Origin of the sequence: Mycobacterium sp. 852002-50816_SCH5313054-b (assembly GCF_001667185.1) — a bacterium.
Taxonomy (GTDB): domain Bacteria; phylum Actinomycetota; class Actinomycetes; order Mycobacteriales; family Mycobacteriaceae; genus Mycobacterium.
In genome coordinates this window covers 11701-34923 of record NZ_LZIC01000112.1, presented here as the reverse complement: position 1 = coordinate 34923, position 23223 = coordinate 11701, and the positions used below count along the sequence as shown (strand labels likewise).

General features: G+C 69.6%; 20 protein-coding genes. 9 read left to right on the top strand and 11 right to left on the bottom strand.

Features of this window, described 5'->3' with window-relative positions; all coding sequences use genetic code 11:
• Positions 1-51: 51 nt before the first annotated feature.
• Together fadD6 and A5787_RS20645 are read right to left on the bottom strand one after the other, a co-directional pair.
• Positions 52-1836 (bottom strand): long-chain-acyl-CoA synthetase FadD6, encoded by a 1785-nt coding sequence (gene fadD6, locus A5787_RS20650; RefSeq protein ID WP_066970456.1) that lies wholly within the window; start codon positions 1834-1836, stop codon positions 52-54.
• A 58-nt stretch (positions 1837-1894) separates the two neighbouring features.
• Positions 1895-2458, bottom strand: a complete 564-nt coding sequence (locus A5787_RS20645; protein WP_066970453.1) for a TIGR00730 family Rossman fold protein — start codon at positions 2456-2458, stop codon at positions 1895-1897.
• 61 nt (positions 2459-2519) lie between these two features.
• Here A5787_RS20645 and A5787_RS20640 point away from each other — a divergent pair, with 61 nt between their 5' ends.
• Positions 2520-4634: an AAA family ATPase gene (locus A5787_RS20640; protein WP_066970450.1), complete on the top strand. Its 2115-nt coding sequence runs from the start codon at positions 2520-2522 to the stop codon at positions 4632-4634.
• A gap of 114 nt (positions 4635-4748) precedes the next feature.
• Positions 4749-6248: a cellulase family glycosylhydrolase gene (locus A5787_RS20635; RefSeq protein ID WP_066970447.1), complete on the top strand. Its 1500-nt coding sequence runs from the start codon at positions 4749-4751 to the stop codon at positions 6246-6248.
• A gap of 10 nt (positions 6249-6258) precedes the next feature.
• Here the strand turns inward: A5787_RS20635 and dapE are convergent, their stop codons facing one another.
• From dapE to A5787_RS20620, 3 genes are read right to left on the bottom strand one after another with little or no spacing between them, the layout of a single operon-like run.
• Positions 6259-7323 carry a succinyl-diaminopimelate desuccinylase gene (dapE, locus tag A5787_RS20630; protein ID WP_066970445.1) on the bottom strand — a complete coding sequence of 355 codons (1065 nt, stop codon included), beginning with the start codon at positions 7321-7323 and terminating at the stop codon, positions 6259-6261.
• Positions 7324-7348: 25 nt separating this feature from the next.
• The gene (locus tag A5787_RS20625; protein WP_066970443.1) at positions 7349-8086 is read right to left on the bottom strand and encodes a hypothetical protein; all 738 of its coding nucleotides are present in this window, start codon (positions 8084-8086) and stop codon (positions 7349-7351) included.
• 47 nt (positions 8087-8133) lie between these two features.
• On the bottom strand, positions 8134-9054 hold the full coding sequence (locus A5787_RS20620) for an NAD(P)H-binding protein (protein WP_066970440.1): 921 nt from the start codon (positions 9052-9054) through the stop codon (positions 8134-8136).
• 98 nt (positions 9055-9152) lie between these two features.
• Here A5787_RS20620 and A5787_RS20615 point away from each other — a divergent pair, with 98 nt between their 5' ends.
• Positions 9153-9638 carry a helix-turn-helix domain-containing protein gene (locus tag A5787_RS20615; RefSeq protein WP_066970439.1) on the top strand — a complete coding sequence of 162 codons (486 nt, stop codon included), beginning with the start codon at positions 9153-9155 and terminating at the stop codon, positions 9636-9638.
• Positions 9639-9661: 23 nt separating this feature from the next.
• On the opposite strand, the gene A5787_RS20610 is transcribed toward A5787_RS20615, so the two are convergent.
• Positions 9662-10000 carry an EthD domain-containing protein gene (locus A5787_RS20610; RefSeq protein ID WP_066970437.1) on the bottom strand — a complete coding sequence of 113 codons (339 nt, stop codon included), beginning with the start codon at positions 9998-10000 and terminating at the stop codon, positions 9662-9664.
• Between the two features lie 93 nt (positions 10001-10093).
• Here A5787_RS20610 and dapD point away from each other — a divergent pair, with 93 nt between their 5' ends.
• Positions 10094-11047: a 2,3,4,5-tetrahydropyridine-2,6-dicarboxylate N-succinyltransferase gene (dapD, locus tag A5787_RS20605; RefSeq protein ID WP_066970435.1), complete on the top strand. Its 954-nt coding sequence runs from the start codon at positions 10094-10096 to the stop codon at positions 11045-11047.
• Position 11048: 1 nt separating this feature from the next.
• Here the strand turns inward: dapD and A5787_RS20600 are convergent, their stop codons facing one another.
• The 5 genes from A5787_RS20600 to A5787_RS20580 form a co-directional block, all read right to left on the bottom strand.
• Entirely contained in the window at positions 11049-12332 is a 1284-nt protein-coding gene (locus A5787_RS20600; RefSeq protein WP_066970493.1) for an MFS transporter, read from the bottom strand.
• A gap of 161 nt (positions 12333-12493) precedes the next feature.
• Positions 12494-13918 carry an acyl-CoA synthetase gene (locus A5787_RS20595; protein ID WP_066970433.1) on the bottom strand — a complete coding sequence of 475 codons (1425 nt, stop codon included), beginning with the start codon at positions 13916-13918 and terminating at the stop codon, positions 12494-12496.
• 22 nt (positions 13919-13940) lie between these two features.
• Entirely contained in the window at positions 13941-14849 is a 909-nt protein-coding gene (locus A5787_RS20590) for an alpha/beta fold hydrolase (protein ID WP_066970432.1), read from the bottom strand.
• Between the two features lie 47 nt (positions 14850-14896).
• On the bottom strand, positions 14897-17104 hold the full coding sequence (locus A5787_RS20585) for a CaiB/BaiF CoA-transferase family protein (protein WP_066970431.1): 2208 nt from the start codon (positions 17102-17104) through the stop codon (positions 14897-14899).
• Positions 17101-18570: an aldehyde dehydrogenase family protein gene (locus A5787_RS20580; protein WP_066970430.1), complete on the bottom strand. Its 1470-nt coding sequence runs from the start codon at positions 18568-18570 to the stop codon at positions 17101-17103. Before A5787_RS20580 ends, A5787_RS20585 begins: the two co-directional genes overlap by 4 nt.
• 204 nt (positions 18571-18774) lie before the next feature.
• Here A5787_RS20580 and A5787_RS20575 point away from each other — a divergent pair, with 204 nt between their 5' ends.
• The 5 genes from A5787_RS20575 to A5787_RS20555 are packed head-to-tail and all read left to right on the top strand — an operon-like array spanning position 18775 to position 23222.
• Positions 18775-19956 (top strand): cytochrome P450, encoded by a 1182-nt coding sequence (locus A5787_RS20575; RefSeq protein WP_066970429.1) that lies wholly within the window; start codon positions 18775-18777, stop codon positions 19954-19956.
• On the top strand, positions 19956-21155 hold the full coding sequence (locus A5787_RS20570; RefSeq protein ID WP_066970428.1) for an acyl-CoA dehydrogenase family protein: 1200 nt from the start codon (positions 19956-19958) through the stop codon (positions 21153-21155). Before A5787_RS20575 ends, A5787_RS20570 begins: the two co-directional genes overlap by 1 nt.
• Entirely contained in the window at positions 21152-21700 is a 549-nt protein-coding gene (locus tag A5787_RS20565) for a MaoC family dehydratase N-terminal domain-containing protein (RefSeq protein ID WP_066970426.1), read from the top strand. Before A5787_RS20570 ends, A5787_RS20565 begins: the two co-directional genes overlap by 4 nt.
• On the top strand, positions 21700-22098 hold the full coding sequence (locus A5787_RS20560; RefSeq protein ID WP_066970425.1) for a Zn-ribbon domain-containing OB-fold protein: 399 nt from the start codon (positions 21700-21702) through the stop codon (positions 22096-22098). The genes A5787_RS20565 and A5787_RS20560 overlap by 1 nt, the downstream gene beginning before the upstream one ends.
• 8 nt (positions 22099-22106) lie before the next feature.
• Complete coding sequence (locus A5787_RS20555; protein ID WP_066970422.1) at positions 22107-23222, top strand: acyl-CoA dehydrogenase family protein; 1116 nt, start codon at positions 22107-22109, stop codon at positions 23220-23222.
• Position 23223: the final 1 nt, after the last annotated feature.

Here is a 23223-nt window from a genome sequence, read left to right as displayed (position 1 = left end):
AGCCGCACGTTGGACGCCCAACGTGCGGCCAGCCGCACGCTCGGCGCGCTCTCAGCCCTTGGGTCGCTTGCCGTCGGCCACTTCGTCGGGGTACTCGTCGTAGTACGGCACGTAGCCCTCGTCGCGGCCGGCCAGCACGTACAGCGGGTCGTCGACGTCGGAGCCGTAGGCCTGCTCCCGCAGCTCCACCTTGCGGCTCTTGAACGTCGTGGTGTGCTCCAGCGTCTTGACCACCCGCACGAACAGCGGCAGCGCGTAGGGCGGCAGCTCGCCGTACACGGCGCGGGCCAAGGACTTGCCGTCGAACTCGGCGCCGTCACGCAGCTGCACGGCGGCCATCCCGGCGCGGCCGCCGGTGCGCGGAATCTCGACGCCGAAGACCGTGCATTCCTCGACGGACTTGTCGGAGGCCAGCGCCGCCTCCACCTGTGTGGTCGCGACGTTCTCGCCCTTCCACCGGAACGTGTCGCCGAGCCGGTCGACGAACGCGGCGTGCCCCATCCCCTGCGGGCTCATCACGTCACCCGAATTGAACCAGCAGTCGTCCTCGCGAAAAGCGTTGCGCACCAACTTCTTTTCGCTCGACTCCTTATCGGTGTAGCCGTCGAAGGGCTGCAGCCGGTTGACCCGGCTCAGCAGCAGGCCGGGCTCTCCGGGCGGCACCCGGCGCACCCGCCCGTTCTCGTCGCGCAGCGGCTCACCGGTGTCGGGGTCGTATTCCACGTAGGCCAGCGGCATCGGAAAGAGGCCGGTGCTCCTCGGCACGTTGAAGACGTTGATGAACGCGGTGTTGCCCTCGCTGGACGCGTAGAACTCGCAGACGCGCGCGATCCCGAATCGGTTGGTGAACTCGTCCCAGATCTCCGGGCGCAGCCCGTTGCCGGCGATCACCCGCACCTTGTGCCGCCGGTCGGTCGGCTTGGCCGGCTGATTGAGCAGATACCGGCAGATCTCACCGATGTAGATGAACGCGGTGGCCTCGCTGGCGATCACCTCGTCCCAGAACTTCGACGCCGAAAACGACTTGCCGAGGGCCAGCGTCGCGCCGGAGTTGATCACCGACGACAGCGCCACCGTCAGCGCGTTGTTGTGGTACAGCGGCAGGCAGCTGTACAGCGTGTCGGAGCTCTTCAGCCGCAGCCCGATGCCGCCGAACGCGGCCAGCGCCTTCAGCCAGCGCAGGTGCGTCATCACGCTGGCCTTCGGGAAACCCGTTGTGCCCGAGGTGAAGATGTAGAACGCGGTGTCGCGGGCCTGCACGGCCGACACCGACGGCGGGTTGGTGGCCGGGGCGCTGACGGCGAATCGCTCCAGGTCATCGACGGTCATCGTCTCGGCGGCGCCCGCGCCGCCGCAGTCGGCCACGGCGCTCACCAGATCGGTCTCGGCGATGAGCACCTTGGCGTCCAGCAGTCCCAGGCTGTGCGACAGCACCTCGCCGCGCTGGTGGTAGTTGATCATCCCGGCGACGGCGCCGCACTTGACCGCGGCCAGCATTGCCAGCACCGCCCGGGGCGAGTTGCGCAGCATGATCGCGACGACGTCGCCGCTGCCGACGCCGTGCGCGGCCAGCACCGCGGCGTAGCGGTTGGCGGCCGCGTTGGCGTCGCGGTAGGTCAGCTGCTCATCGCCGAACCGCAGAAAGACCCGGTCGCCGTAGCGGGCGGCCCGCTCCTGGAACACCGTGCCGATCGATTTCTTGGAGCCCGGCTGCGCCAGCAGCCCGGTCAGCGCCCCGCGCATGATCACCGGGATGTCGGCCAGCACTCCCGGCACCCGCGCAGCGATGTCGGTCAGCCTGACCGCTGTGCGCGCTCCCCCGTCGTGGTCGGACACGTTTTCCTCTATTCCTGTAAGTCCCCTCGGCGCCCTTCCGCTGAGCTGAGCCCGGATCTCACGCGGGTGCGCACGCCTCCACTGCGGCACCCACCTTATCGACCAGCACCAACCGGTCCATCGCCGCTTGCGTGATGTAGCCGCGGTCGGCCAATCCACACAGCCACAGCCACAGGCCCTCGTAGTGCCCGAAGGGGTCCAGCAGCACGACGGGTTTGTCGTGCACCCCGAGAAAACCGGTGGTCCACGCGTCGAACAGCTCGTCCAGGGTGCCCACCCCGCCGGGCAGCACGACGAACGCGTCGGCGCGGTCCTCCATGATCTGCTTGCGCTCATGCATGGTGTCGCTGACGATCAGCTCGTCGGCCTGCATGTCGGCGACCTCGAGGCGCATCAGGTGCTGCGGGATGACGCCGACCGTGCGCCCGCCGCGGGCGCGCGCCGCGCTCGCCAGCGCACCCATCGCAGACACCCGGCCGCCGCCCCACACCAGGGTCCAACCCCGCTCGGCGATCGCCTCGCCGAGTTCCGAAGCGAGCGCGAGCAATTCGGCGTGCTCGGGGCCGGACGCGCAGTACACGCACACCGCCCGGGCGGCTGACGGGTCGCGTTCGGGGGGCATACAACGAAACGTAGACCAAGCCCGATGCGGCACGCACACCGCGCGCAATAAAATCCGGCGGGTGCCGATGCGATGGAAGGTCCCCCAGCACGAGGAGGCGCTGGAGCGGCTGAACGGCGCCCTGTTGGCCGGCCGCGGGGCCGTCGCGCTCGGGCCCGACGGCTGCGGCAAGTCGACCCTGGCCCGGTTGGCCGCCGAGGGCTACGCCGCCGCGCACCCGGGCACACTCACCCGCTGGGTCACCGGCACCCCGACCGAGCGCGCGGTCCCCTTCGGGGCGTTCGGCCACCTGGTGGCGATTTCCGAGATCGGCAAGCCGGCGGCGCTGTTGCGCGCGGCGCGGACCTCCCTGGGCGGCGACAACCTGCTGCTCGTCGTCGACGACGCCCATGAACTCGACGTGCTGTCGGCCACGCTGGTGTACCAGTTGGCGCTGGCCGGGACGGCCCGGATGATCGTCACCGCCCGCTCCGACAAGGCACCCGAGGCCATCACCGCCCTGTGGACCGACGGCCTGCTGGACCGGATCGACATCGAGGCGCCCGGCGGGCAGACCAGCCGCGCCGACGTCGACGCCTTCCTCGCCGAGTTGCCCGCCCCGGCCCGGGCCGTGCTGGACTACCTCGCCGTCGCGGAGCCGCTGTCGCTCGCCGACCTGACCGCCCTCGCGGGCGCGGGCGCGGTCGGCGCGGCCGAGGAGCTCGGCGCGGCGGAGACCCGGTCGCGCGGCGGGCGTTCCGACGACCCGGTGGTGTACACCGCGCACCCGCTGTTCGCCGAGCGCGCGCTGGCCACGCTCGGCGCCGAGGACGCGCGACGACGGCGCACCGAGGTGGTCGGGATGCTGTCGCAGCGCCCGTCGGAGCACCTCAGCGACCGGCTGCGGCTGGCGTCGCTGGCGCTCGACAGCGACGTGCCCCAGCGCGCCCCCGACGTCGCCGCCGCCGCGCAGCAGGCGCTGCGGCTGGGTGACCTCGCGCTCGGCGAACGACTGGCCCGCTCGGCGCTGGACAGCTCCGGGGGCCTGACGGCGCGGCTGGCGCTGGCCCACGCGCTGGCCTGGCAGGGCCGTGGCCGCGAGGCCGACGCCCTGCTGGCCGCCGTCGACGCGGGTGCGCTGGCCGAGCCGGCGCTCATGGACTGGGCGCTGCTGCGGGCGGCCAACCAGTTCTGGATGCTCAGCGAGCCCGAACGGGCCACCGCCTTCCTGCGGACCATCCGCGGCAAGCTTTCGGAAGCGGGCCCGCGCACCACGCTCGACGCGCTGAGCGCCACCTTCGCGATGAACGCGGGCAACGTCGGCTACGCCGTCAAGGTCGCCGGCGAGGTGCTGGACTCGCCGGCGGCCGACGACCAGGCGGTGGCCTGGGCCGCCAGCGCGTCCGTGCTGTGCGCGGCGCGGCAGGGCCGGTTCGGCGACGTCGAACCGCTGTCCCAGCGCGCCCTGGCCGCCGAGCATCCCGGGCTGCTGCGCTTCACGATCGGGCTGGGCCAGACCACCGCGCTGTTGATGGCGGGCCGGCTGTCCGACGCGCGCGCGTTGGCCCAGCAGTTCACCGACTTCGCCGAGCTGCAGCAGCCCGGCCGCGCGATCGGCGAGGTCCTGCTGGCGCACGTGCTGATCGCCGACGGCGAATTCGGCCAGGCCGCGGCGCTGCTCGGCCCGGCGGCCGCCACCCTGGAACGCACCGGCTACTCGTGGGGGCCGCTGTCGCTGACGCTGCTGGCTTTCGCGCTGGCCCAGCAGGGCGACACCGCCGCGACGGCAAAGGCCTTGAGCAGGGCCGAGTCCCGGCACGGCACCAAGTCGGCGCTGTTCGGCCCCGAGCTCGGCGTGGCGCGGGCGTGGCGGCTGGCCACGATGCGCGACGCGCACGGCGCGGTGGCCGCCGCCCGCGACGCCGCCCGGATGGCCGAACGCGGCGGGCAGTCGGCCGTGGCGCTGCGCGCCTGGCACGAGGCCGTCCGCCTTGGGGACACCCGCGCGGCGGATCCCCTGGCCCGGTTGTGCGGCGAGGTCGACTGCGCGGTGGGCGGGCTCGCGTTAGCCCACGCGCGGGCCTTGGCGGCCGGTGACGGCGCGGCGCTGCGGGCCGCCGCGGAGCAGCTCGCGGCGGTCGGGATGCGGGCGGCGGCCGCCGATGCCGCCGCGCAGGCGGACCGCCTCGGCGGTTAGGGGCGCAAACACCCTGGCCGCATCGTGCGCGAACCGTGACGCCGCCGTGTTACCGCAGTGACTATTACGCCTCACTGTTTCCGAAAGTGATATCGCTCGGCGGTGGGAGGCTGGATGCGTATCCGCCCTTCGCGCGCGGCCAGACTGCTTGCGGCCGGTTTGCTGATCGCCGCGCTGACGACTGACGCGTCCTCGGTCGTTGCCCCGCCCACCGCCCAGGCCGCGCTGGCCGGGCCCACGCTGCCGCTCGGCCACGCCGGGCGCTGGATGACCGACGCCGACGGGCGCGTCGTCATCCTGCACGGGCTCAACCAGGTCTACAAGCTGCCGCCCTACGAGCCGTCGGCCGGCGGGTTCGGCGACGACGACGCGGCCTTCCTGCAGGCCAACGGGTTCAACGCGATGCGGCTGGGGGTCATCTGGGCCGCCGTGGAGCCGCAGCCGCTCAGCTACGACGACAACTATCTCAACTCGATCGCGCAGACCGTGGCGACGCTGGCGTCGCACGGCATCGTCAGCCTGCTCGACTTCCATCAGGACCTCTACAACGAGGCGTTCCAGGGCGAGGGGGCGCCGGCCTGGGCGGTCAAGACGGATGGGCTGCCCAACCCGCAGCTGGGCTTCCCCGGCAACTACTTCCTCAACCCCGCCGAGGAGTTCGCCTGGAACGCCTTCTGGCGGGACGCCCCGGCGCCCGACGGGATCGGGCTGCAGGACCACTACGCGCGCGCGTGGGCGCACGTCGCCGGCTTCTTCCACGGCAACCCGGGCGTCTTCGGCTACGAGATTTTGAACGAGCCGTGGCCCGGCTTCATCTGGGAGGGCTGCTTCAACTTCGTGCTGGGCTGCCCGATCCAGGACCACAAGCTGACCGTGTTTTACCGCAAGGTCGTGCCGGTCATTCGCACGGCCGACCCCACCACCATGGTGTTCTTCGAGCCGAACACGCTGTCCGACGAGGGCGTCCACACCGACATCGGCGGCGTGGCCGACCCGAGCACCGGGTTCTCCTTCCACGACTACTGCGCCATCGAGTCGGCGTTGCACAAGAACATCACCTGCCGCTTCCAGGACGGCCTCACGATCACCAACGCCAACCTCTACGGGGACTTCCACCACATCCCGCCGCTGCTGACGGAGTTCGGCGCCACCAACGACCTCAACAACCTCGCCGAGGTGATGCGCCACACCGATCACCAGCGGATGGGCTGGTTGGAGTGGGCCTATACCGGCAACGACAAGACGAGCTCGTCGCCGACCGACCAGGCGCTGGTGTTCAACCCCGCCCAGCCGCCGACGGGCGCCAACGTCAACCTCCCGAAGCTCGGGGTGCTCGCCTCCCCCTACCCCCAGGTGGTCGCCGGCACGCCGCGGGACTGGTCGTTTCGGTCGGGCGTATTCCGGCTGTGCTACACGACCGAGCGGGCCGACCGCGCGGGCGGCTTCGCGCCCGGCGCGCGGACGCTCATCTCGGTGCCGCCCGTCGAGTATCCGAGCGGCTACCAGGTGAGTGTCACAGGCGGACAAGTGGTTTCGCCGCCCAACGCTCCCGTGCTGGCCGTGGTGGCGACCGCGGGCGCCGGCCGGGTCGACGTGGTCGTGGCGCCGGCGTAAATCTGCGCCGCTACGCGCTCAGGTAGCGCCGCAGCATCTCCACGGCGGCGGTGATGTTGGCGACCGGCACCCGTTCGTCGCGGGTGTGCGCCAGGTTGGGGTCGCCCGGGCCGAAATTGACCGCGGGGATGCCCAACGCGGCGAACCGCGCCACGTCCGTCCAGCCGTATTTCGCCCGGACCCGCCCGCCGGCGGCCTCGACCAGCGCCTTGGCGGCGGGCTGGGACAGGCCGGGCAGCGCGCCCGCGGCGGCGTCGGTCTGCTCGATGTGCACGTCCAGCCCGTCGAACACCTCCCGCACGTGTTGCAGCGCCGCGGCCACCGACCGGTCCGGGGCGAAGCGGAAGTTGACCGTCAGCGAGGCGGCGTCGGGTATCACGTTGCCGGCCACGCCGCCGTCGATGCGCACCGCCGACAGGCCCTCCCGATATTCGCAACCGTCGATGTCGACGCGACGCGCGCTGTAGGAGGCCAGCCGGTCCAGCACGGCGCCAAGCTTGTGAATGGCGTTGTCGCCCAACCAGGCTCGCGCCGAATGCGCGCGCGTCCCGGTCGCGCTGATCAGCACGCGCAGGGTGCCCTGGCAGCCCGCCTCGATGTAGCCGCCGGTGGGCTCGCCCAGGATGGCGACGTCGGCGGCCAGCCAGTCCGGCAGCTCGCGCTCGATGCGGCCCAAACCGTTTGCGGCGGCGTCGATTTCCTCGCAGTCGTAGAACACCAGCGTCAGGTCGTGCGCCGGTTCGGCCACGGTCGCGGCCAGGTGCAGAAAGACGGCGTCGCCGGCCTTCATGTCCGCGGTGCCGCAGCCGTACAGGTCCCCGCCCTCGCGGCGGCTGGGCAGGTTGCCGGCCACCGGGACGGTGTCGAGGTGCCCGGCCAGCAGCACGCGCGTGCGCCGCTGCCCCCGCGTGCGCGCCAGCACCGCATTGCCGTTGCGGACGATCTCGAAGCCCGACGTCTGGGCGCGCAGGGCGGCCTCCACCTCGTCGGCCAGGCGCGCCTCGTCGCGCGATTCACTGGGGATGTCGACCAGCGCAGCGGTCAACTCGATCGGATCCCCGCGCAAGTCCAGCACGAAACCAGCCTAGCCCTTAGGGCGGTCAGGCCAGGGCGTAGTCCCCCGCGAATTCGATGCCGATCAGCAAGGATTCGGGATCGGCCGGCGACGCCGGACGGTTATCGGCGGGACGCGGCAACACTTTTCGCTTCCCGGGGAACATGATTCCGTCGTAGTCGGCGTAGTCGTACAGGTAGTGGGCGGCGGGGTTGGAGCCGAGGACCTCGGGTGCGTAGTCATGCCGGGCGATGAGCCCGTCATCGTTGATGTAGAGAACCTGCACGGGACAGTGGGTGGCGATCTGGGACGGGAACGTCAGCCGCAGCCGCCGCCAGTCCTGTCCGGGTCCCTCGTGCCAGGGATCGATCTCCTGCGCGTCGACATCGGGTCTGGTTGCCACAAACGGCAGGTTGAAGTAATTCCACAGTGCGTAGCCGGCGAAGTACAAGCCGTGCAAGTGATCCCACGGTGTTTGCAGAGCGTGCCCGGCGAAGGCGTCGCGCGGATTCCGGCGATCCTCCAGGATCGTCCCGTCCGCGGCCTCGATCCAGACCCGGTCGGCGGTGTAGAAGCCGCGCGCGTCCTCGCCGGTGAACGGATGGAATTGCAGCGCCTGCCTGGCGGTCTCGGCCTCGGCGCGCCCGGCGGCAAGCAGGGTCGGTTGGCCTTTAAGCGACCAGGTCCGCCCCCAGGATCGCAGACTGGTGGACACGGTGCGGACCTCACGCCACCGCTTCATGCCGCCGTGCGCGGCGACGGCGTCGTCGAGCAGATCGCTCATGTTGTGTTCTCCTAACGGCTCAGCACAGCAATGGGTTTGGTCAGGCCTCAGGCCGCCGAGAGCAACTCGCGCAGCGCGACGCGGCCGTCGCGTTCGAAGGCGGCGCGGTTGGCGGTGACGAACTCGGCCACGGTCATGGGTTTGTATCCGCCGACGACCTCGACGAGATTGTTCTCGCCGGCGAAAATGCCGTCCCGGTAGTCCTGGGCGACGCTGCTGAGGTGTTGCACCAAAAAGGGCGTCATACCGTGGGCGGTCAGGGCCGCCGCGAACGCGGGGATGTCGACCGGCTCGTAGCGAACCGGGATGCCGAGCGTGTCCGCCATTTGATCGGCGATGGCATAGTGGTCGAGCTCTTCGGCGCCGACCAGCGGGTAGACCTGGCGGTCGTGCGGGGCGGGGTTTTGCAGGATCGCGGCGATCACCCGGGCCTGGTCGTATCCGGCGATGGGAGCGTGGCGACCGTTGCCGAACGGCAGCGGCAGCACCCCTTCGTTGGCGTTGCGAAGCCATTGCCATGTCAACCACTCCGCGAAGAAGGTCGGGCGCAGGTGGGTGGTGCCGAACGCGGAGCGGTCGAGTAGCCGCTCGGCGAGCCAATGCTGCTGGGCGGCATGGCTTTTCGCCTCACGCCGCGCCGAGATCTGAGACATGTTGACCACCGTATCGACGCCGGCCTCGCTGGCGGCCTGGGCGAAGATGGCGGTGGCGGGCAGCAGGCCGCCCGGGGCAATGGGGTAGCAGAAGTAGGCGGCGCTGACACCGGAGATCGCCGAGCTCACCGCGCGGAAATCCAGCAGGTCGCCTTCGACGACCTCCGCGCCGACCGCGGCCAGCGCCTCGGAGCGCCGGTCAGCGCGGTGCACGAATGCTCGCACTCGGTGGCCGGCTTCGCGCAGGAGACGCACGGTGGGCGCGCCGGTGTTGCCGGTGGCGCCGGTGATGAGGAACAGCCGATCGGATGACATGTCTTTCCCTCCGGGGGTTCTTGCTGACTAACGGTGTCGTTAGTAAGATGTAACCATCGATTGCTGAGTAACGCAAGCATTAGTTAGAAGGGACCCGCATGGAGTTCGAGGAGCAGCTGCGAGACCGGCAGCAGTGGTCGATCGGCGACGCCTGCTCGATGTCGAACGTGCTCGAGCTGCTCAGCACCAAGACAGCTTTCCAGGTGATCCGTGAATTATTCTTCGGGACAACGCGGTTCGAGGATTTTGTGGAGCGGATCGGAACATCGGCGCCGGCGGTCTCCCGCGCGCTCAAACAGCTTGAGTCGGCGCGGATCGTTGCCCGCATTCCCTATCAGGTACCGGGACGCCGTGCGCGACACGAGTACCGGCTGACCGAGGCCGGGGAGGACCTGCTTCCGATCTTCATGTCGCTGGTGCAGTGGGGTGACACGTACCTGCACGACGGAGCGGCTCCCTTGTCGTTCGTCGACGCCGACACCGGCCGAACGCTCGGGGTCTGCGTGACCGCCGATACCGGCAGCCCGAAGAAGCGCTCAGCGGACATTCGGGTACGACGAAACGCCGCCTATCGGCGCCGTTGAGCAGCGGCCGGCGTAGGGAGCGCTTATCCCGCGGTGGTGCGCTCGTCCACCACGTACGCCCGGGTCGCGGCACGATCGATGAAGTTCTCTTCGTCGCGGGCGATTTCATCCCCGCCGAGGCTGGACAGCCAGGCGAGCAGCTCGTCTCGATCGGCGAAGACGAGCTCCGTCATGCAGTCGAAGCCGATTTCGTCGCCTTCGACGTTGAAGGCGTCCCCGCGCTGGAGGTAGTTGCGCTTGTAAACCGTCGGCGTGAACGCCTTGCTCAATACCAGTGGCACGTGATTGCTCTCGTAGTAGTCGGCGAACTCCTGCGCCGACAGACCGGGCTTGCGCTTCAAATATCCGAATACCTTGATCATCACGACCGTCAACGCCGACGGCGGTCGGGCTCATTCCTCACGGGAATCGGGGCCTTTTGTGGTCTGCCCGGTGAGGAAAGTAACCTGACCGCCGTGACTGGAGCGCAAGGGGCGGTAGGTGTAGGGCTAGCGACGCTGGCCAACGACGGGTCGGTGCTCGACACGTGGTTTCCCGCACCGGAACTGACGGAACCGGGGACCGGCGGCACGTCGCGGCTCGCGTTGTCGGACGTTCCGCCGGAGCTCGTTGCGCTGGTCGGCCGCGACGACGAGCGCGGCACCGAGACCATCGCCGTGCGCACGGTCATCGGCTCGCTCGACGAGGTGGCCGCCGACGCCTACGACGCCTACCTGCGGCTGCATCTGCTGTCGCACCGGTTGGTGGCGCCGCACGGGCTGAACGCCGGCGGCCTGTTCGGGGTATTGACCAACGTGGTGTGGACTAATCGCGGGCCGTGCGCGATCGAGGGCTTCGAGGCGGTCCGGGCGCGGCTGCGCCGCCACGGTCCGGTGACCGTCTACGGCGTGGACAAGTTCCCGCGGATGGTCGACTACGTCCTGCCGACCGGGGTGCGCATCGCCGACGCCGACCGGGTGCGGCTGGGCGCCCACCTGGCGCCGGGCACGACGGTGATGCACGAGGGCTTCGTCAACTACAACGCCGGCACCCTGGGCGCGTCGATGGTCGAGGGGCGCATCTCGGCCGGCGTGGTGGTCGGCGACGGGTCGGACATCGGCGGCGGGGCGTCCATCATGGGCACGCTGTCCGGCGGTGGTACGCAAGTCATTTCGCTCGGCAAGCGGTGTCTGCTCGGCGCCAACGCGGGCCTGGGCATCTCACTGGGCGACGACTGCGTCGTCGAGGCCGGCCTGTACGTCACGGCGGGCACCAAGGTCACCATGCCCGACGGCAACGCGGTCAAGGCCCGCGAACTGTCCGGCGCCAACAACCTGTTGTTCCGGCGCAACTCGGTCACCGGGGCGGTCGAGGTGGTGGCCCGCGACGGTCAGGGCATCGCCCTCAACGAGGACCTGCACGCCAACTGAGTCAGCGGGGCATCTCTTCGAAGCGGGACCCGAGCGTCGTGCCGTTGGTTTCCGGCAGCAGGTAGGTGCAGACCAGGCCGATCGACGTCAGCGCGGCCAGCATGGCGCCAATCGCCCAGCTGCCGTAAGTCGCGAGGAGCGTCCCGGCGAGCAGCGGCGGCAGGGCCCCGCCGATGACTCCGGCGAGGTTGAGCGCCAGCGCCGATCCGCTGTAGCGGTACCGCGTGGCGAACAGCTCCGGAATGAAGGCGGCGGTGGGCCCGGCGCCGATCGCACCACCGACGGCCATCCCGACGACGGCCACCACGTACAGCGCCGGGTTGCGGGTGTTCAGCAACGGCATCACCACGAACGCCCACGGCAGCAGCAGGGACCAGCCCAGCAGCATCAGGCGGCGGCGCCCGACCCGGTCGGACAGGGTGGCCGAGGCCGCGACCGTTGCGATGCTGACGAGGCCGGTCAACGCGCCCACCGACCAGATGAAGCCGCGCGTGTACCCGAGATGCGAATTCGCGTAGATCAGCAGGTAGGTGTGGCCGAGGTAGCCGAAACCGAATCCGCCCAGCAGGCTGCCGCCGGCCAGCAGGATCTCGCGGCGCTGCAGGTGCCACAGCTCTTTGAGCGGGGCCTTCGGGACCAGGTCGCGGGCCCTCTCCTCGGCGAACACCGGGGTCTCGTCGATGTTGAGCCGCACGTAGAGCGCAATGCCGATCAGCCCCGCGCTGAACAGGAAGGGCAGCCGCCATCCCCACTGCATGAACGCGGCGCTCTTTTCACCGATGCTGAAGTTGACGCCCAAAAAGGTCACGCTGGCCAGCACGGCCGCGGTGCCGGCGCCGAGCAGGGTGAACATGCCGTAGCGGCCCCGCTTGCCGGGGGGCGCGTACTCGGCGCTCAGCAGCGCCGACCCCGCCCATTCGCCGCCGACGGCGAACCCCTGCATGAGCCGCAACACGACCAGGATCAGGGGGGCGGCCGCACCGATGGCGGCCGTGCTGGGCACCAGCCCGACGCTGACGGTCGACACGGCCATGATCAGCAGCGTGGCGATCAGCGTCTTCTTGCGGCCCAGCCGGTCGCCGAAGTACCCGAAGACGGCCGCGCCCAGCGGCCGGGACAGGAACGCCGTCGCGAACGTCGCCATCGAGGCGACGATGCCCAGCGTCGAACCGAGTCGCGGGAAGAACACCGTCGGGAACACCAACGCCGCCGCGGTGCCGTAGATGAGGAAGTCGTAGTACTCGATCGCCGAGCCGACCAGACACGCCGCCGCCACCCGCCTCATCGGCGTCGACGCGGGTCCGGCCGCAACCGTCGGCAGTTCCGTCACGCCTACGACGGTAGGTGAAGGTTCGCCGTCTCGCAGGACCGCGAGCGCGCGTGTTTGTACGGCGACACGCCGTAAAGCGTGTACATCTGCGCGCGCTCGCGGCCCAAGTCGGGCGTTCAGCCCTCGGCGAGCAGCTGCTTCTTGAGGACCTTGCCCATCGCGTTGCGCGGCAGCGCCGCCACCAGGCGGACCTCCCGCGGCCGCTTGTGTATCGAGAGCTCCTGGGCGACGTGGTTGATCAGGTCGTCGGCCCGCAGGTCGGACGTGCCGACGACGTAGGCGACGATGCGCTGGCCCAGGTCCTCGTCGGGCAGCCCGACGACGGCCGCCTCCTGCACGCCGGGGTGCCCCAGCAGCGACGTCTCGATCTCGCCCGCGCCGACCCGGTATCCGCCGGACTTGATCAGGTCGACGGACTCGCGCCCGACGATGCGGTGCATGCCGCCGCCGTCGATCACCGCGACGTCGCCGGTGCGGTAGAAGCCGTCGGGGGCGAACGCCTCCGCGGTGGCCTCGGGCCGGTTCAGGTAGCCGTCGAACATCATCGGCCCGCGAACCTGCAGCCGCCCAACGGTTTCCCCGTCGTGCGGCACCGGGTGGTCGTTGTCGTCGAGCAGCCTGGTTTCCACGCCGGCGAGGGGCAGGCCGACCCAGCCCGGGCGGCGCTCGCCGTCGACCCGCGTCGAGATGGTGATCAGCGATTCCGAGGCGCCGTACCGCTCGACGGGGCGGTGCCCGGTGAGCTCGGCAAGCCGGTCGAACACCGGCACCGGCAGCGGCGCGCTGCCGGACACCAGCAGCCGTGCCGGGCGCAGCGCCTCGGCCGCCGAGCCGTCGGCCACCACCCGCGACCACACGGTGGGAACCGCGAAGAACAGCGATCCGCCCCATTCCGAGCACGCCTGCGCGTACCCGGCCGGCGTCGGTTTTCCCGTGTGCACGAAGCGGTTTCCGATCCGCAGCGACCCGAGCAGGCCCAGCACCAGCCCGTGCACGTGGAACAGCGGCAGGCCGTGCACCAGGACGTCGTCGGCCGTCCACTGCCACGCCTCGGCGAGGGCGTCGAGGTCGGCGGCGACCGCTCGGCGGCTCAGCTGCACGCCCTTGGGCAGCCCGGTGGTGCCCGACGTGTAGATGATCATCGCGGTCGCGTCCGGCGACGGCTCGGGGTAGCGGTGCCAGGACCGGGCGTGCGCTCGCACCGGGATGTGCGGCAGCCCGTCGCGGTCTTCCGGCTCGGGGCCCAGCCAGGCCTCCGCCCCGGAGTCGGTGATCATGTGCCGGCGTTCGGCCACGCCGACGTCGGAGGGCACCGGCACGAAGGGCACGCCGGCGAGCAGGCAGCCGGTGACCGCGAGCACGGTGGACGCGCTCGGCGTGGCCAGGACCGCGACCCGGTTCGCGCCCGCGACCCGCTCGGCCACCGACGTTGCGGCACCGATCAAATCGCTGCGGCTGAGCGTGGCGCCGTCGATCCGCACCGCGTCGGCGAGGTCGGTCGTGGTGGTAACGGTCGAGGGATTCAGCGACGCGAGCAGCACGCCTGCAGGTTACCCGGCAGCGTCAGGCCTGCTCGTCCCAGATCTTGATCAGGGTGGACAGGATCTCTTCGCCGCGACCCAGCCCGGCGAGGTGGCTTTCGCCGGGCAACACCAACAGCTCGGCGTCGGGCAGCAAGGACACGACGTGTTCGCCGTGGGCGAACGGGACGATGTGGTCGCTGTCGCCGTGCCACCAGCGGACGGGGACTTTGACCTCGTCGAGCCGGAAGCCCCAGTCCCGGGTGAACAGGATGATGTCGTTGAAGGGGGCCGCCAGTTGCTTGCGGCTGCCGTTGAGCAGGTCGTCGAGGAACATGGCTCCGAACTCGGGCCGCGTCAGCAGGCGCCGATCGGCTTCCGGCGATATGGCGGCATACAGATAGAGCGCGGGATTCGCGACCGGACGGATCATCCGGACCACCAGGCTCGCGCCGATCCGCAGCGGGTCACCACCCAGCCGCAGCAGCGGCGCCAACCGCTTGCCCAGGTTCATCAGACCGCTGGTGATCCCCTCCTCGCCGAGGAACGGCGCGACGCCGCCCAGCACGCCGGCCGCCACCACGCGATCGGGCAGCACCGCGGCGGACGCCAGCGCGTACGGGCCGCCGCCGGACAGCCCGATGACCGCCATCTTGTCGATGCCCAGCGTGTCCGCGATCGTCCGCAGGTCGTCACCGAACGCACGGATGTTCTCGTACCGGTGCGGCGTCGACGATCCGATGCCCGGCCGGTCGATGCCGATCAGGCGGATGTTGTGCTGTTCGGCGTAGACCCTTGCCTCGATCGGGATCTGGCGGCGGGCGCCGGGAGTGCCGTGCAGCCAGAAGACCGCGCGACCCCAGGGGGCGCCGAACTCGGCGAAGCCGATTTGGCGGTCCCGCCCCACCGCGATGTTGCCCTCGAGCTTGGGGCGTGCGATCTCCATGACCATGTCCAGCAGCTTTGCATGTGACGAGCCGTTTACCAAAGGCTCACGACCTACGCGTTGAGCGGCCGCTCCCCGATGACCCGTTCGGCCCGTAACGCGGCCAGCTCGTCCGCGGAAAGGCCGAGCCCGCGCAGGATCTCGTCGTTGTGCTGACCCAACGTCGGCGGGGCGCTGCGGTGGTGGCGTGCCGGCCCGGGGGCGATCCGAAACGGCCAGCCGGGATAGCGGTGCGATCCGGTGACGGGATGCACGAACTCCTCGTAGAACCCGCGCGCGTCGAGCTGGGCGATGTCATACATCCGGTCGCCGGTGATCACGCGTTCGGCCGGAATCCCCTGCGCCGCGAGGGTTCCGACGACCGCCTCGGGAGCCTGCGTGCGGGTCCACGCGGCGACCATTTCGTCGAACGCGTCATGGTCGACTTCCGGATCCCCGGGTAGCGACAGCGCCACCCACGCGCCGTCCCCGTTCGTCGGGTATACGCCCTGCAGGTAGCCGCGCCGACGGTTGCCTTCCCGCGCTTGGACCACGCCGTTCATCGAGTACTCGATCACCGGTTCGGCGGTCACGGCGGCGGCGACCTCGATCTGGGCGACTTCGATCAGCTGTCCCTCGCCGGTGCGGCTCCGGTGCTCGAGCGCGGCCAGCAGCGCCACCCCGGCATGCACGCCGACGACGGGATCGGCGGGCCCCTGCGGGTTGCACGGCGGCCCGTCCGCATACCCGGTGACCGCCGACATCCCCCCGGTCTGCTCGAAGTTCAGCGCCCACCCGACGTAATCGCGCCAGGGGCCCTGCAGCCCGAAACCGGGCATCCGGATCATGATCACGTCGGGCTTCAGCGCTGCCAGCGACTCGTAGTCCAGACCGAACTGCTCCACCACTCGCGGCGAGAAGTTCTCCACGACAACGTCGGCCTGCGCGGCCAGTCGCCGGACAATTTCCCGGCCGCGCCGCGAGGTCAGGTCCAGCGTGAGGTCTTTCTTGTTGAGGTTGGTGGCCTGCCAGAGGCCGCTACGCTCGTACCAGTCGTCACCCTCGAAGGGAAACGCGCCGGAGTAGCGGAAACCGTCGGGGCGCTGGATCGACTCGACCTTGACGATGTCGGCGCCGAACGCGCCCAGGTAGCAGGTCAGATACGCGCCCGCCCAGAAGGTGCTCAGGTCGAGCACCTTCAGCTCCGCGAACGGGAGGGCCCCCGACGCCCGAACCGACGCCGGATGATGCTGCACCACAGGGCCTTTAGTCAGCCGGAACGGCGCGCCGGCGCGCTGGAATCCCTGACCATCGATGAAGAACTCGCGCTTGGCGTATTGCGGACATTCCAGCACGGTGGCGCCGTCGTTGACGGGGGCGGCCGGAATCCGCAACGCCTGGCTCAGGTCGACGATCTCGGCGACGGTTTGCTCAGCGAGCAATGGCTCTGCGCGAGCATAGAATTCGGCGCGTTCGGGGCCGCCCAACATAATCGGAATCTGCTGTTCGCCGAACTCGGGCAGGCCCAGCATCGCGCACACATCCAGCCAATGCTGGCCCGTCAGACAGTTGATTCCCACCCAGCCGTCGGCGGCGCGGACCACCCCCAACATGGGAGCCCCCCGAGCGTCGGCGGGCAAGCCAAGGCTGAGCATCTTCTGCGCCATCAGCATGGGATACGGCAGCGTCGATAGCAACGATTCGAATTCCGAAACATCAACCTGGACAACCTCATCGGATGCGCACCGCAGTGCGGTCAACGCGCCCAGCGCGCCGTAGGCACCCGCGACGTACTCGGCGATCCGCGCGCCGACCTGCACCGGCGGACGGTCCGGATCGCGGGCGCTGACCCAGCCCGACGCCGCCTGCAGTGTCAGCGACGTGGCCGGCCGGTCCCGCCACGGCCCGGACTGGCCGAATGCAGACATGCGGAGCAGCACCAGGTTTGGGTTGAGCCCGCGCAAGCTGTCGCGGTCGAATCCCCAGCCTTCCAGCGTTCCGGGCGGGAAGTTCTCGATGAGCAGGTGCGCACCCGCGATCAGCTCGCGAGCATCTTGAAACGCCCCAATCCGCTTGCCGGCGTTCAGGTATTGAAATAATCCGCTACGATCGGGATCCGGAACCCCACCGGGAAACGGACCCCAGTCGCGCAGCGGATCTCCGCCCGGCGGCTCAATCTTGGTGACCTCCGCACCGAGGTCGACGAAAAGCTTTGCCGCATAAGGGCCGGAGATCTCCTTGGTGACTTCGACGACGGACAACCCCGTGAGGGGTCCGCTCACGCGGGAACCCCGATCGCCATTGACTCCATGTACTGGTGCAGCCCGGCGATGCCGCCGCCCTCCCGCCCCAATCCGCTCAGCTTGAACCCGCCGAACGGCGCGCCGCCGGGACCGCACCCGTTGACCGCGACCTGCCCGGTGCGGATGCGTCGCGCGACGCCGACGGCACGGTCCACATCCCCGCCCCACACCGCTCCGGAAAGTCCGTACTGAGAGTTGTTCGCGATGGCGACCGCGTCGTCGTCGTCGCGGTAGCGCAGCACCGTCAACACCGGCCCGAACACTTCCTCCTGGGCGATGGTCGAATCCGGATCGACACCGGTGAGAATCGTCGGCTCGAAATAGAATCCGATGTCCAGGCCGGCGGGGCGGCCGCCACCGGTCGCCAGCCGAGCTCCGTCGTTGACCGCTGCGTCGACGTGCGCCTGGACCCGGTCCCGCTGCGCCGCGCTGATCAGCGGCCCCATCTGCACGTCGGGATCGGTGGGATCGCCGACCTTGACGTCGCGGGCCAGCGCCACGAGCCGGTCGACCACGTCGTCGTGCAGCGAATCGGGAAGCAGCATCCGGCTGTGCAGGATGCAGGCCTGCCCGGCGTGCAGCGAGCACGAGTCGAACAGCATCTGCCGCAACATCTCGTCGGTGACCTCGGTGTCGTCCAGGACGATGCTGGCCGACTTGCCGCCCAGTTCCAGCAGGATCCGCTTCATGGTGTCGCCGGCGGCGGACATGACTTGGCGCCCGACCACCGAACTGCCGGTGAAGCTCACCATGTCGATGCGCGGGTCGGTGGTGAGCAGCCGGGCGGCCTCGACGCCGGAGGGCGTGACGACGTTGACCACGCCGGGCGGGATGTCGGTCTCCTCGTCGATGATCCGCGCGAGAGCGAGCCCCGCGAGCGGGGTCAGCGGCGAGGGCTTGAGCACGACGGTATTGCCCGCGGCCAGCGCGTGGTTGAGCTTCATCACGTTGAGGCAATGCGGGAAGTTCCAAGGAGTCAGGACAGATACGATGCCCAGCGGTTGGTGACTCAGCAACGTGGTGCCGGCGCTCATTCCGGTCACCGCTTCCTCGCCCAGCTGGGCGGCGAGCTGGGCCGCGTGCATCGACATGTATCCGGCCCCGTCGATCTGCATCATCCGCTCGTTCGAAACGCAGCCCCACTCCGACTGCGACAGCGCGAAGAAGTCGTCGGCGTGCTTCAGCAGCGCCGTGGCGAGCTGATTGAGGCAGCCGGCCCGTTCCTCCGGACCCGTGCGGCCCCACGGCCCGCTGTCGAAGGCCCGGCGCGCGGCGTCGATCGCCGCACCGACCTGGGCGACGCTGGCGTCGGGCGCGGTGCCGATCGATCGTTCGGTGGCCGGATTGATGTCGTCGTAGCGACCGTCCTCCGCCTCGACCCAGCGGCCGTCGATGTAGAGCCGGTAGGTGTCGACAAGAGATCGCGGAGTTTGTAGCTCGGTCATGCGCGCTTCCTCACCCGAACGTCGGTCATCTAGACAGCCAGTGTTCACCGCCGGCACCCCGGCGTCAATCACCAATTTCGCGAATTTTCCACTATTTCAGCCCATTGCGGACGTATTGACAGGGACGATCGGCACAGAGTAGACAGAACGTCGCAAGACACATTGTCATGATGTGTCGGATGCGCCTGGCGAAGGAGGCCTGCCGTGCAGACCACTTATCCGCTGCACTCCCCCGACTTCTACGCGGGCGATCCCTACCCGGCGTACCGGGAGCTGCGGGCCACCATGCCGGTGTGCTGGAACGACGTGACCAACTTCTGGGCGCTGCTGAAATACGAGGACATCCGCTTCGTGTCGAGCAACCCGTCCCTCTTCACGTCGACCAAGGGCATCAGCATCCCCGACCCCCAGCAGCCCAACCCGGTGCAGGAGGGCAACCTGATCTTCACCGATCCGCCGCGGCACCGGCAGCTGCGCAAGCTGATCAACTCGGGGTTCACCCGCCGGCGGGTGGCCGTGCTCGAGCCGAAGATCCGTGAGATCGTCCGGGGCATCCTCGACGGCATCGAACCGGATTCGGTCCTCGAGTTCGCCGAGGAGATCGCCGCGCCGCTGCCCACCCGGATGATCGCCGAGCTCATCGGCGCCCCGCCCGACGACTGGGAGCAGTTCCGGGAGTGGTCTGACGCGGCCACCGGAACGGCCGACCCGGAGATCGAACTCGACTCCGTGGTGGCATTGGGCCAGCTCTACGAGTACTTCCAGAAGCTGATCGCCGCCCGGCGCAGCAGCCCGCGCGAGGACCTGCTGTCGGTGTTGGCCGGCGCGGAGATCGACGGGGTCCGGCTCACCGACGAAGACCTGCTCAACTTCGCGTTCCTGCTGTTGGTCGCCGGCAACGAAACCACCCGCAATCTGATCGCTCTGGGAACGTTGGCGTTGATCGCCCATCCCGACCAGCGTCGCCTGCTGGTCGAGGATCGATCGCTGATCCCGGGTGCCGTCGAAGAGATGCTGCGCTGGAACAGCCCGGTGGTGCACATGGCGCGCACCGCGACGGCCGACGTCGAGATCCGCGGGCAGCGCATCGCCGAGGGCGACATTGTGGTGATGCTGTACGGGTCGGCCAACCGTGACGAGGACGTCTTCGGTCCCGACTCCGAAGAGTTCAAGGTGACCCGTCACCCGAATCCGCACATCGCGTTCGGCTGCGGTGAACACTCTTGCGTCGGTGCGCAATTGGCCCGGTTGGAGGCCGCGGTGATGTTCGAGGAGCTGCTGCGGCGCTTCCCCAGGCTGGAGCTGGTCGGCGAGGTGGACCGGATGCGCGCCACGATGGTGCCCGGCGTGAAGCGGATGCCGGTGCGGCTCGGGACGGGCGAGTGATGGAGCTCGACTACACGCCCGAGCAGCAGCGGCTGCGCGCCGAGATCCGCGCCGCGCTGGAACAGGTGATGACGCCGCAGCGCAGCGCGGCGGTGGGCGAGGGCGTCGAGGGCGGCCCGGTCGTCCGCGAATGCGTCCGCGCCCTGGGTGCCGCCGACCTGCTCGGCGTGGGTTGGCCCAAAGAGTATGGCGGGCGGGGCTTCTCGGCGATCGAGCAGTTCATTTTCTCCGAGGAGGCGCAGCGGGTCGGCGCCCCGATCCCGCTGGTGACCCTCAACACCGTCGGGCCGACGCTGATGCAGTACGGCACCGACGAACAGAAGCGGACGTTTCTGCCGGCGATCCTGGACGGCAGTGTGGAGTTCGCGATCGGCTACTCCGAACCGGGGGCGGGCAGCGATTTGGCGTCGCTGCGCACCACCGCGGTGCGCGACGGAGCGGACTGGGTGATCAACGGCCAGAAGATGTTCACCAGCGGCGCCGCCTACGCCGATTACATCTGGCTGGCCGCGCGCACCGATCCGAACGTCAAGAAGCACAAGGGTATTTCCATCTTCATCGTGCCCACCTCGTCGCCGGGGTTCTCCTGGCAGCCGCTGCACACCATGCCCGGTGTCTCCACCTTCTACACGTTCTACGACGACGTGCGCGTACCGGCCAGTGCAATCGTGGCCGGCGAAAACCAGGGCTGGCAGCTGATCACCACGCAGTTGAACTTCGAACGCGCCGCGCTGGGCAACCTGGGCGCGCTCGAGCCCCTGTTCGAGAAGACCCTGGAGTGGGCCGCCACCACCGAGCTCGACGGTGGCCGCGTCATCGACCAGCCGTGGGTGCAGCTCGCGCTGGCCCGGGTCGAGGCGCAGGTCGCCGCCTACAAACTCGTCAACGCGCGGGTCAACGCGGCCATGTCTCAGGGCGCGCTCAGCATGGGCGAGGCGTCGGCCGCCAAGGTCTTCGGCACCGAGCTCACCCAGCAGGTCGCCCGCCAGCTGCTGGAGGTGCTCGACGGCAACGGGATACGCTCCGGCGCCGACGCACCGCTGCGCGGGGCCCTCGAATCCGCCTACCGCTTCGCGGTTATCAACACGTTCGGCGGTGGCGCCAACGAGATTCAGCGTGACATCATCGCCATGGCCGGGTTGGGGATGCCGAGGGCGCCCCGCGACCTTCGCGCCCAGCCGACAACAGGAGGATCATGACCGACCAAGATTCCGAGGTGCTCGCGAAGCTGCGGGCACTCGTCGGCCAACCCACCGGCGGTACCGGACTGCCCACGGTGGCGCCGGATCCGGTCAACCAGCCGATGATCCGGCACTGGGCCCATGCGCTCTACGACATGAACCCCGTCTACCTCGATCCGGAGTTCGCGGCGTCGTCGCGGTTCGGCGGCATCGTGTCGCCGCCGGTCATGCTGCAAACCTGGACGATGCCGTCCCCGAAGCTGGAAGGCATCCGGGAGCGAGGCGGCGCACCCGTCGAGATCCTCAGCAACCCAACGGCGTTCCTCGACGACGCGGGCTACAGCAGCACGGTGGCGACCAACTCCGAGTTCGAGATCGAGCGCTATCCCCGGCTGGGCGACGTCATCAGCTCGACGTCGGTGTTCGAGGACGTTTCCGACGAGAAGAAGACGGCGCTGGGCACCGGGTTCTTTCTGACCTGGCTCATCACCTACACCGATCAGCACGGTGAGGTGCTCGGGCGCCAGCGGTTCCGGGTGCTGCGCTTCAGGCCGGAGAACTGATGACCACGCGATTGGCACCGGCGATCAGCCCGGACACGGAGTTCTTCTGGAACGGGTTGCGTGAGCACAAGCTGCTGATCCAGCGCTGCAAGGGATGCGGAACGCTGCGTAACCCGCCGCGGCCCATGTGCCCCCACTGCCGTTCCCTGGACTGGGAAGCCGTCGAATCCTCCGGCCGCGGCACGGTTTACAGCTACGTGATGCCGCACGAGCCCAAATTCCCGTTCTTCGAGTATCCCTACATCGTGGTGCTGGTGCAGCTCGACGAGGGGGTGCGGCTGGTGTCGAACCTGTGTGGCATCGACCCCGCCGACGTCACGGTCGGGATGCCGGTCGAGGTCTGCTACCAGAATTTCGACAACGACCTGGTGCTGCACCAGTTCCGGCCTGTCCGGTAGGTGACGCAATGGATTTCACGTTCACCGAAGAGCAAGAGACCATCGCCAAGCTCGCCCGCGAGCTCTTCGAGCGCCGAGCCGCCCCCGACCGGCTGACCGAACTGGAGGCCGGCGAGAGCCGTTATGACGCCGCGCTGTGGAGCGAGCTCGCCGCCGCCGACCTGTTGGGCACGGCGCTGCCGGAGCAGTCCGGGGGGAACGGCGGTGGGTTCCTGGAGCTGGGCGTGCTGCTCGCCGAGGTGGGCTGGAGCGTGGCCCCGGTGCCCGCCTACGCGACGCTGGTGCTGGGCGCCGACCCGATCGCCCGGCACGGAACTCCGGAACAACAGCGACGGTTCCTGCCCGGCGTCGTCACGGGAGCCCGAATCCTGAGCGCGGCGCTGCAGGAGCCCGGCCGATCCGATCCGATCAGCCCGTCCACCGCGGCCCGTCGCGACGGCCAGTCCTGGCGACTGGACGGCGCCAAGGAGCTGGTGCCGGCCGCCCAGCTCGCCGACACCATCCTGATTCCGGCCGCCGTGGACGACGGCGATGTGGGCCTGTTCCTGCTGCCCACCGACGCCCGCGGCGTCGAGATCCGCCCGGTCGCAACCACCAACCGCGAACCGCACGCGGATGTATTCCTGGACGGCGCAACCGTTTCCGCGCACGACCGGCTCGACGGACCGGTTGGGTCGCTGTACACCAGGGCCCTGGTCGGCCTGTGCGCGATTCAGCTCGGTGTCTGCGAGCGCGCCCTGCGCATCGCGGCCGAGTACACCAGCGGGCGTGAGCAATTCGGGCGGCCCATCGGCAGCTTTCAGGCGGTGCAGCAGCGGCTGGCCGACGCCTTCATCGACGTCGAAGCGATCCGCTGGACCACCTGGCATGCGGCCTGGCTGATCGCGCGGGGACGACCCTCGGACGAGGCCGACCGGGCGGCCCGCATCGCCAAGTTCTGGGCCGCCGAGGCCGGCTCCCGCGTCGCCGCCTCCGCCCAGCAGGTCCACGGCGGCATCGGGATCGACGTCACCTATCCGCTGCACCGTTATTTCCTGTGGGCCAAACACAACGAGCTGGCCCTCGGTCCCGCGCCTGCCCAGCTCGCCAGCATCGGCAGTACCTATCCGGAAGGAATCCGATGAC

Coding starts and splice junctions, on each gene's coding strand:
- A5787_RS20600 (WP_066970493.1), bottom strand. CDS start 12,332: ATGAGGCGGGTGGCGGCGGCGTGTCTGGTCGGCTCGGCGATCGAGTAC.
- A5787_RS20645 (WP_066970453.1), bottom strand. CDS start 2,458: ATGCCCCCCGAACGCGACCCGTCAGCCGCCCGGGCGGTGTGCGTGTAC.
- A5787_RS20590 (WP_066970432.1), bottom strand. CDS start 14,849: ATGGTCATGGAGATCGCACGCCCCAAGCTCGAGGGCAACATCGCGGTG.
- A5787_RS20615 (WP_066970439.1), top strand. CDS start 9,153: ATGGAGTTCGAGGAGCAGCTGCGAGACCGGCAGCAGTGGTCGATCGGC.
- A5787_RS20570 (WP_066970428.1), top strand. CDS start 19,956: ATGGAGCTCGACTACACGCCCGAGCAGCAGCGGCTGCGCGCCGAGATC.
- A5787_RS20635 (WP_066970447.1), top strand. CDS start 4,749: ATGCGTATCCGCCCTTCGCGCGCGGCCAGACTGCTTGCGGCCGGTTTG.
- A5787_RS20555 (WP_066970422.1), top strand. CDS start 22,107: ATGGATTTCACGTTCACCGAAGAGCAAGAGACCATCGCCAAGCTCGCC.
- A5787_RS20560 (WP_066970425.1), top strand. CDS start 21,700: ATGACCACGCGATTGGCACCGGCGATCAGCCCGGACACGGAGTTCTTC.
- A5787_RS20620 (WP_066970440.1), bottom strand. CDS start 9,054: ATGTCATCCGATCGGCTGTTCCTCATCACCGGCGCCACCGGCAACACC.
- A5787_RS20625 (WP_066970443.1), bottom strand. CDS start 8,086: ATGAGCGATCTGCTCGACGACGCCGTCGCCGCGCACGGCGGCATGAAG.
- A5787_RS20610 (WP_066970437.1), bottom strand. CDS start 10,000: ATGATCAAGGTATTCGGATATTTGAAGCGCAAGCCCGGTCTGTCGGCG.
- A5787_RS20565 (WP_066970426.1), top strand. CDS start 21,152: ATGACCGACCAAGATTCCGAGGTGCTCGCGAAGCTGCGGGCACTCGTC.
- A5787_RS20580 (WP_066970430.1), bottom strand. CDS start 18,570: ATGACCGAGCTACAAACTCCGCGATCTCTTGTCGACACCTACCGGCTC.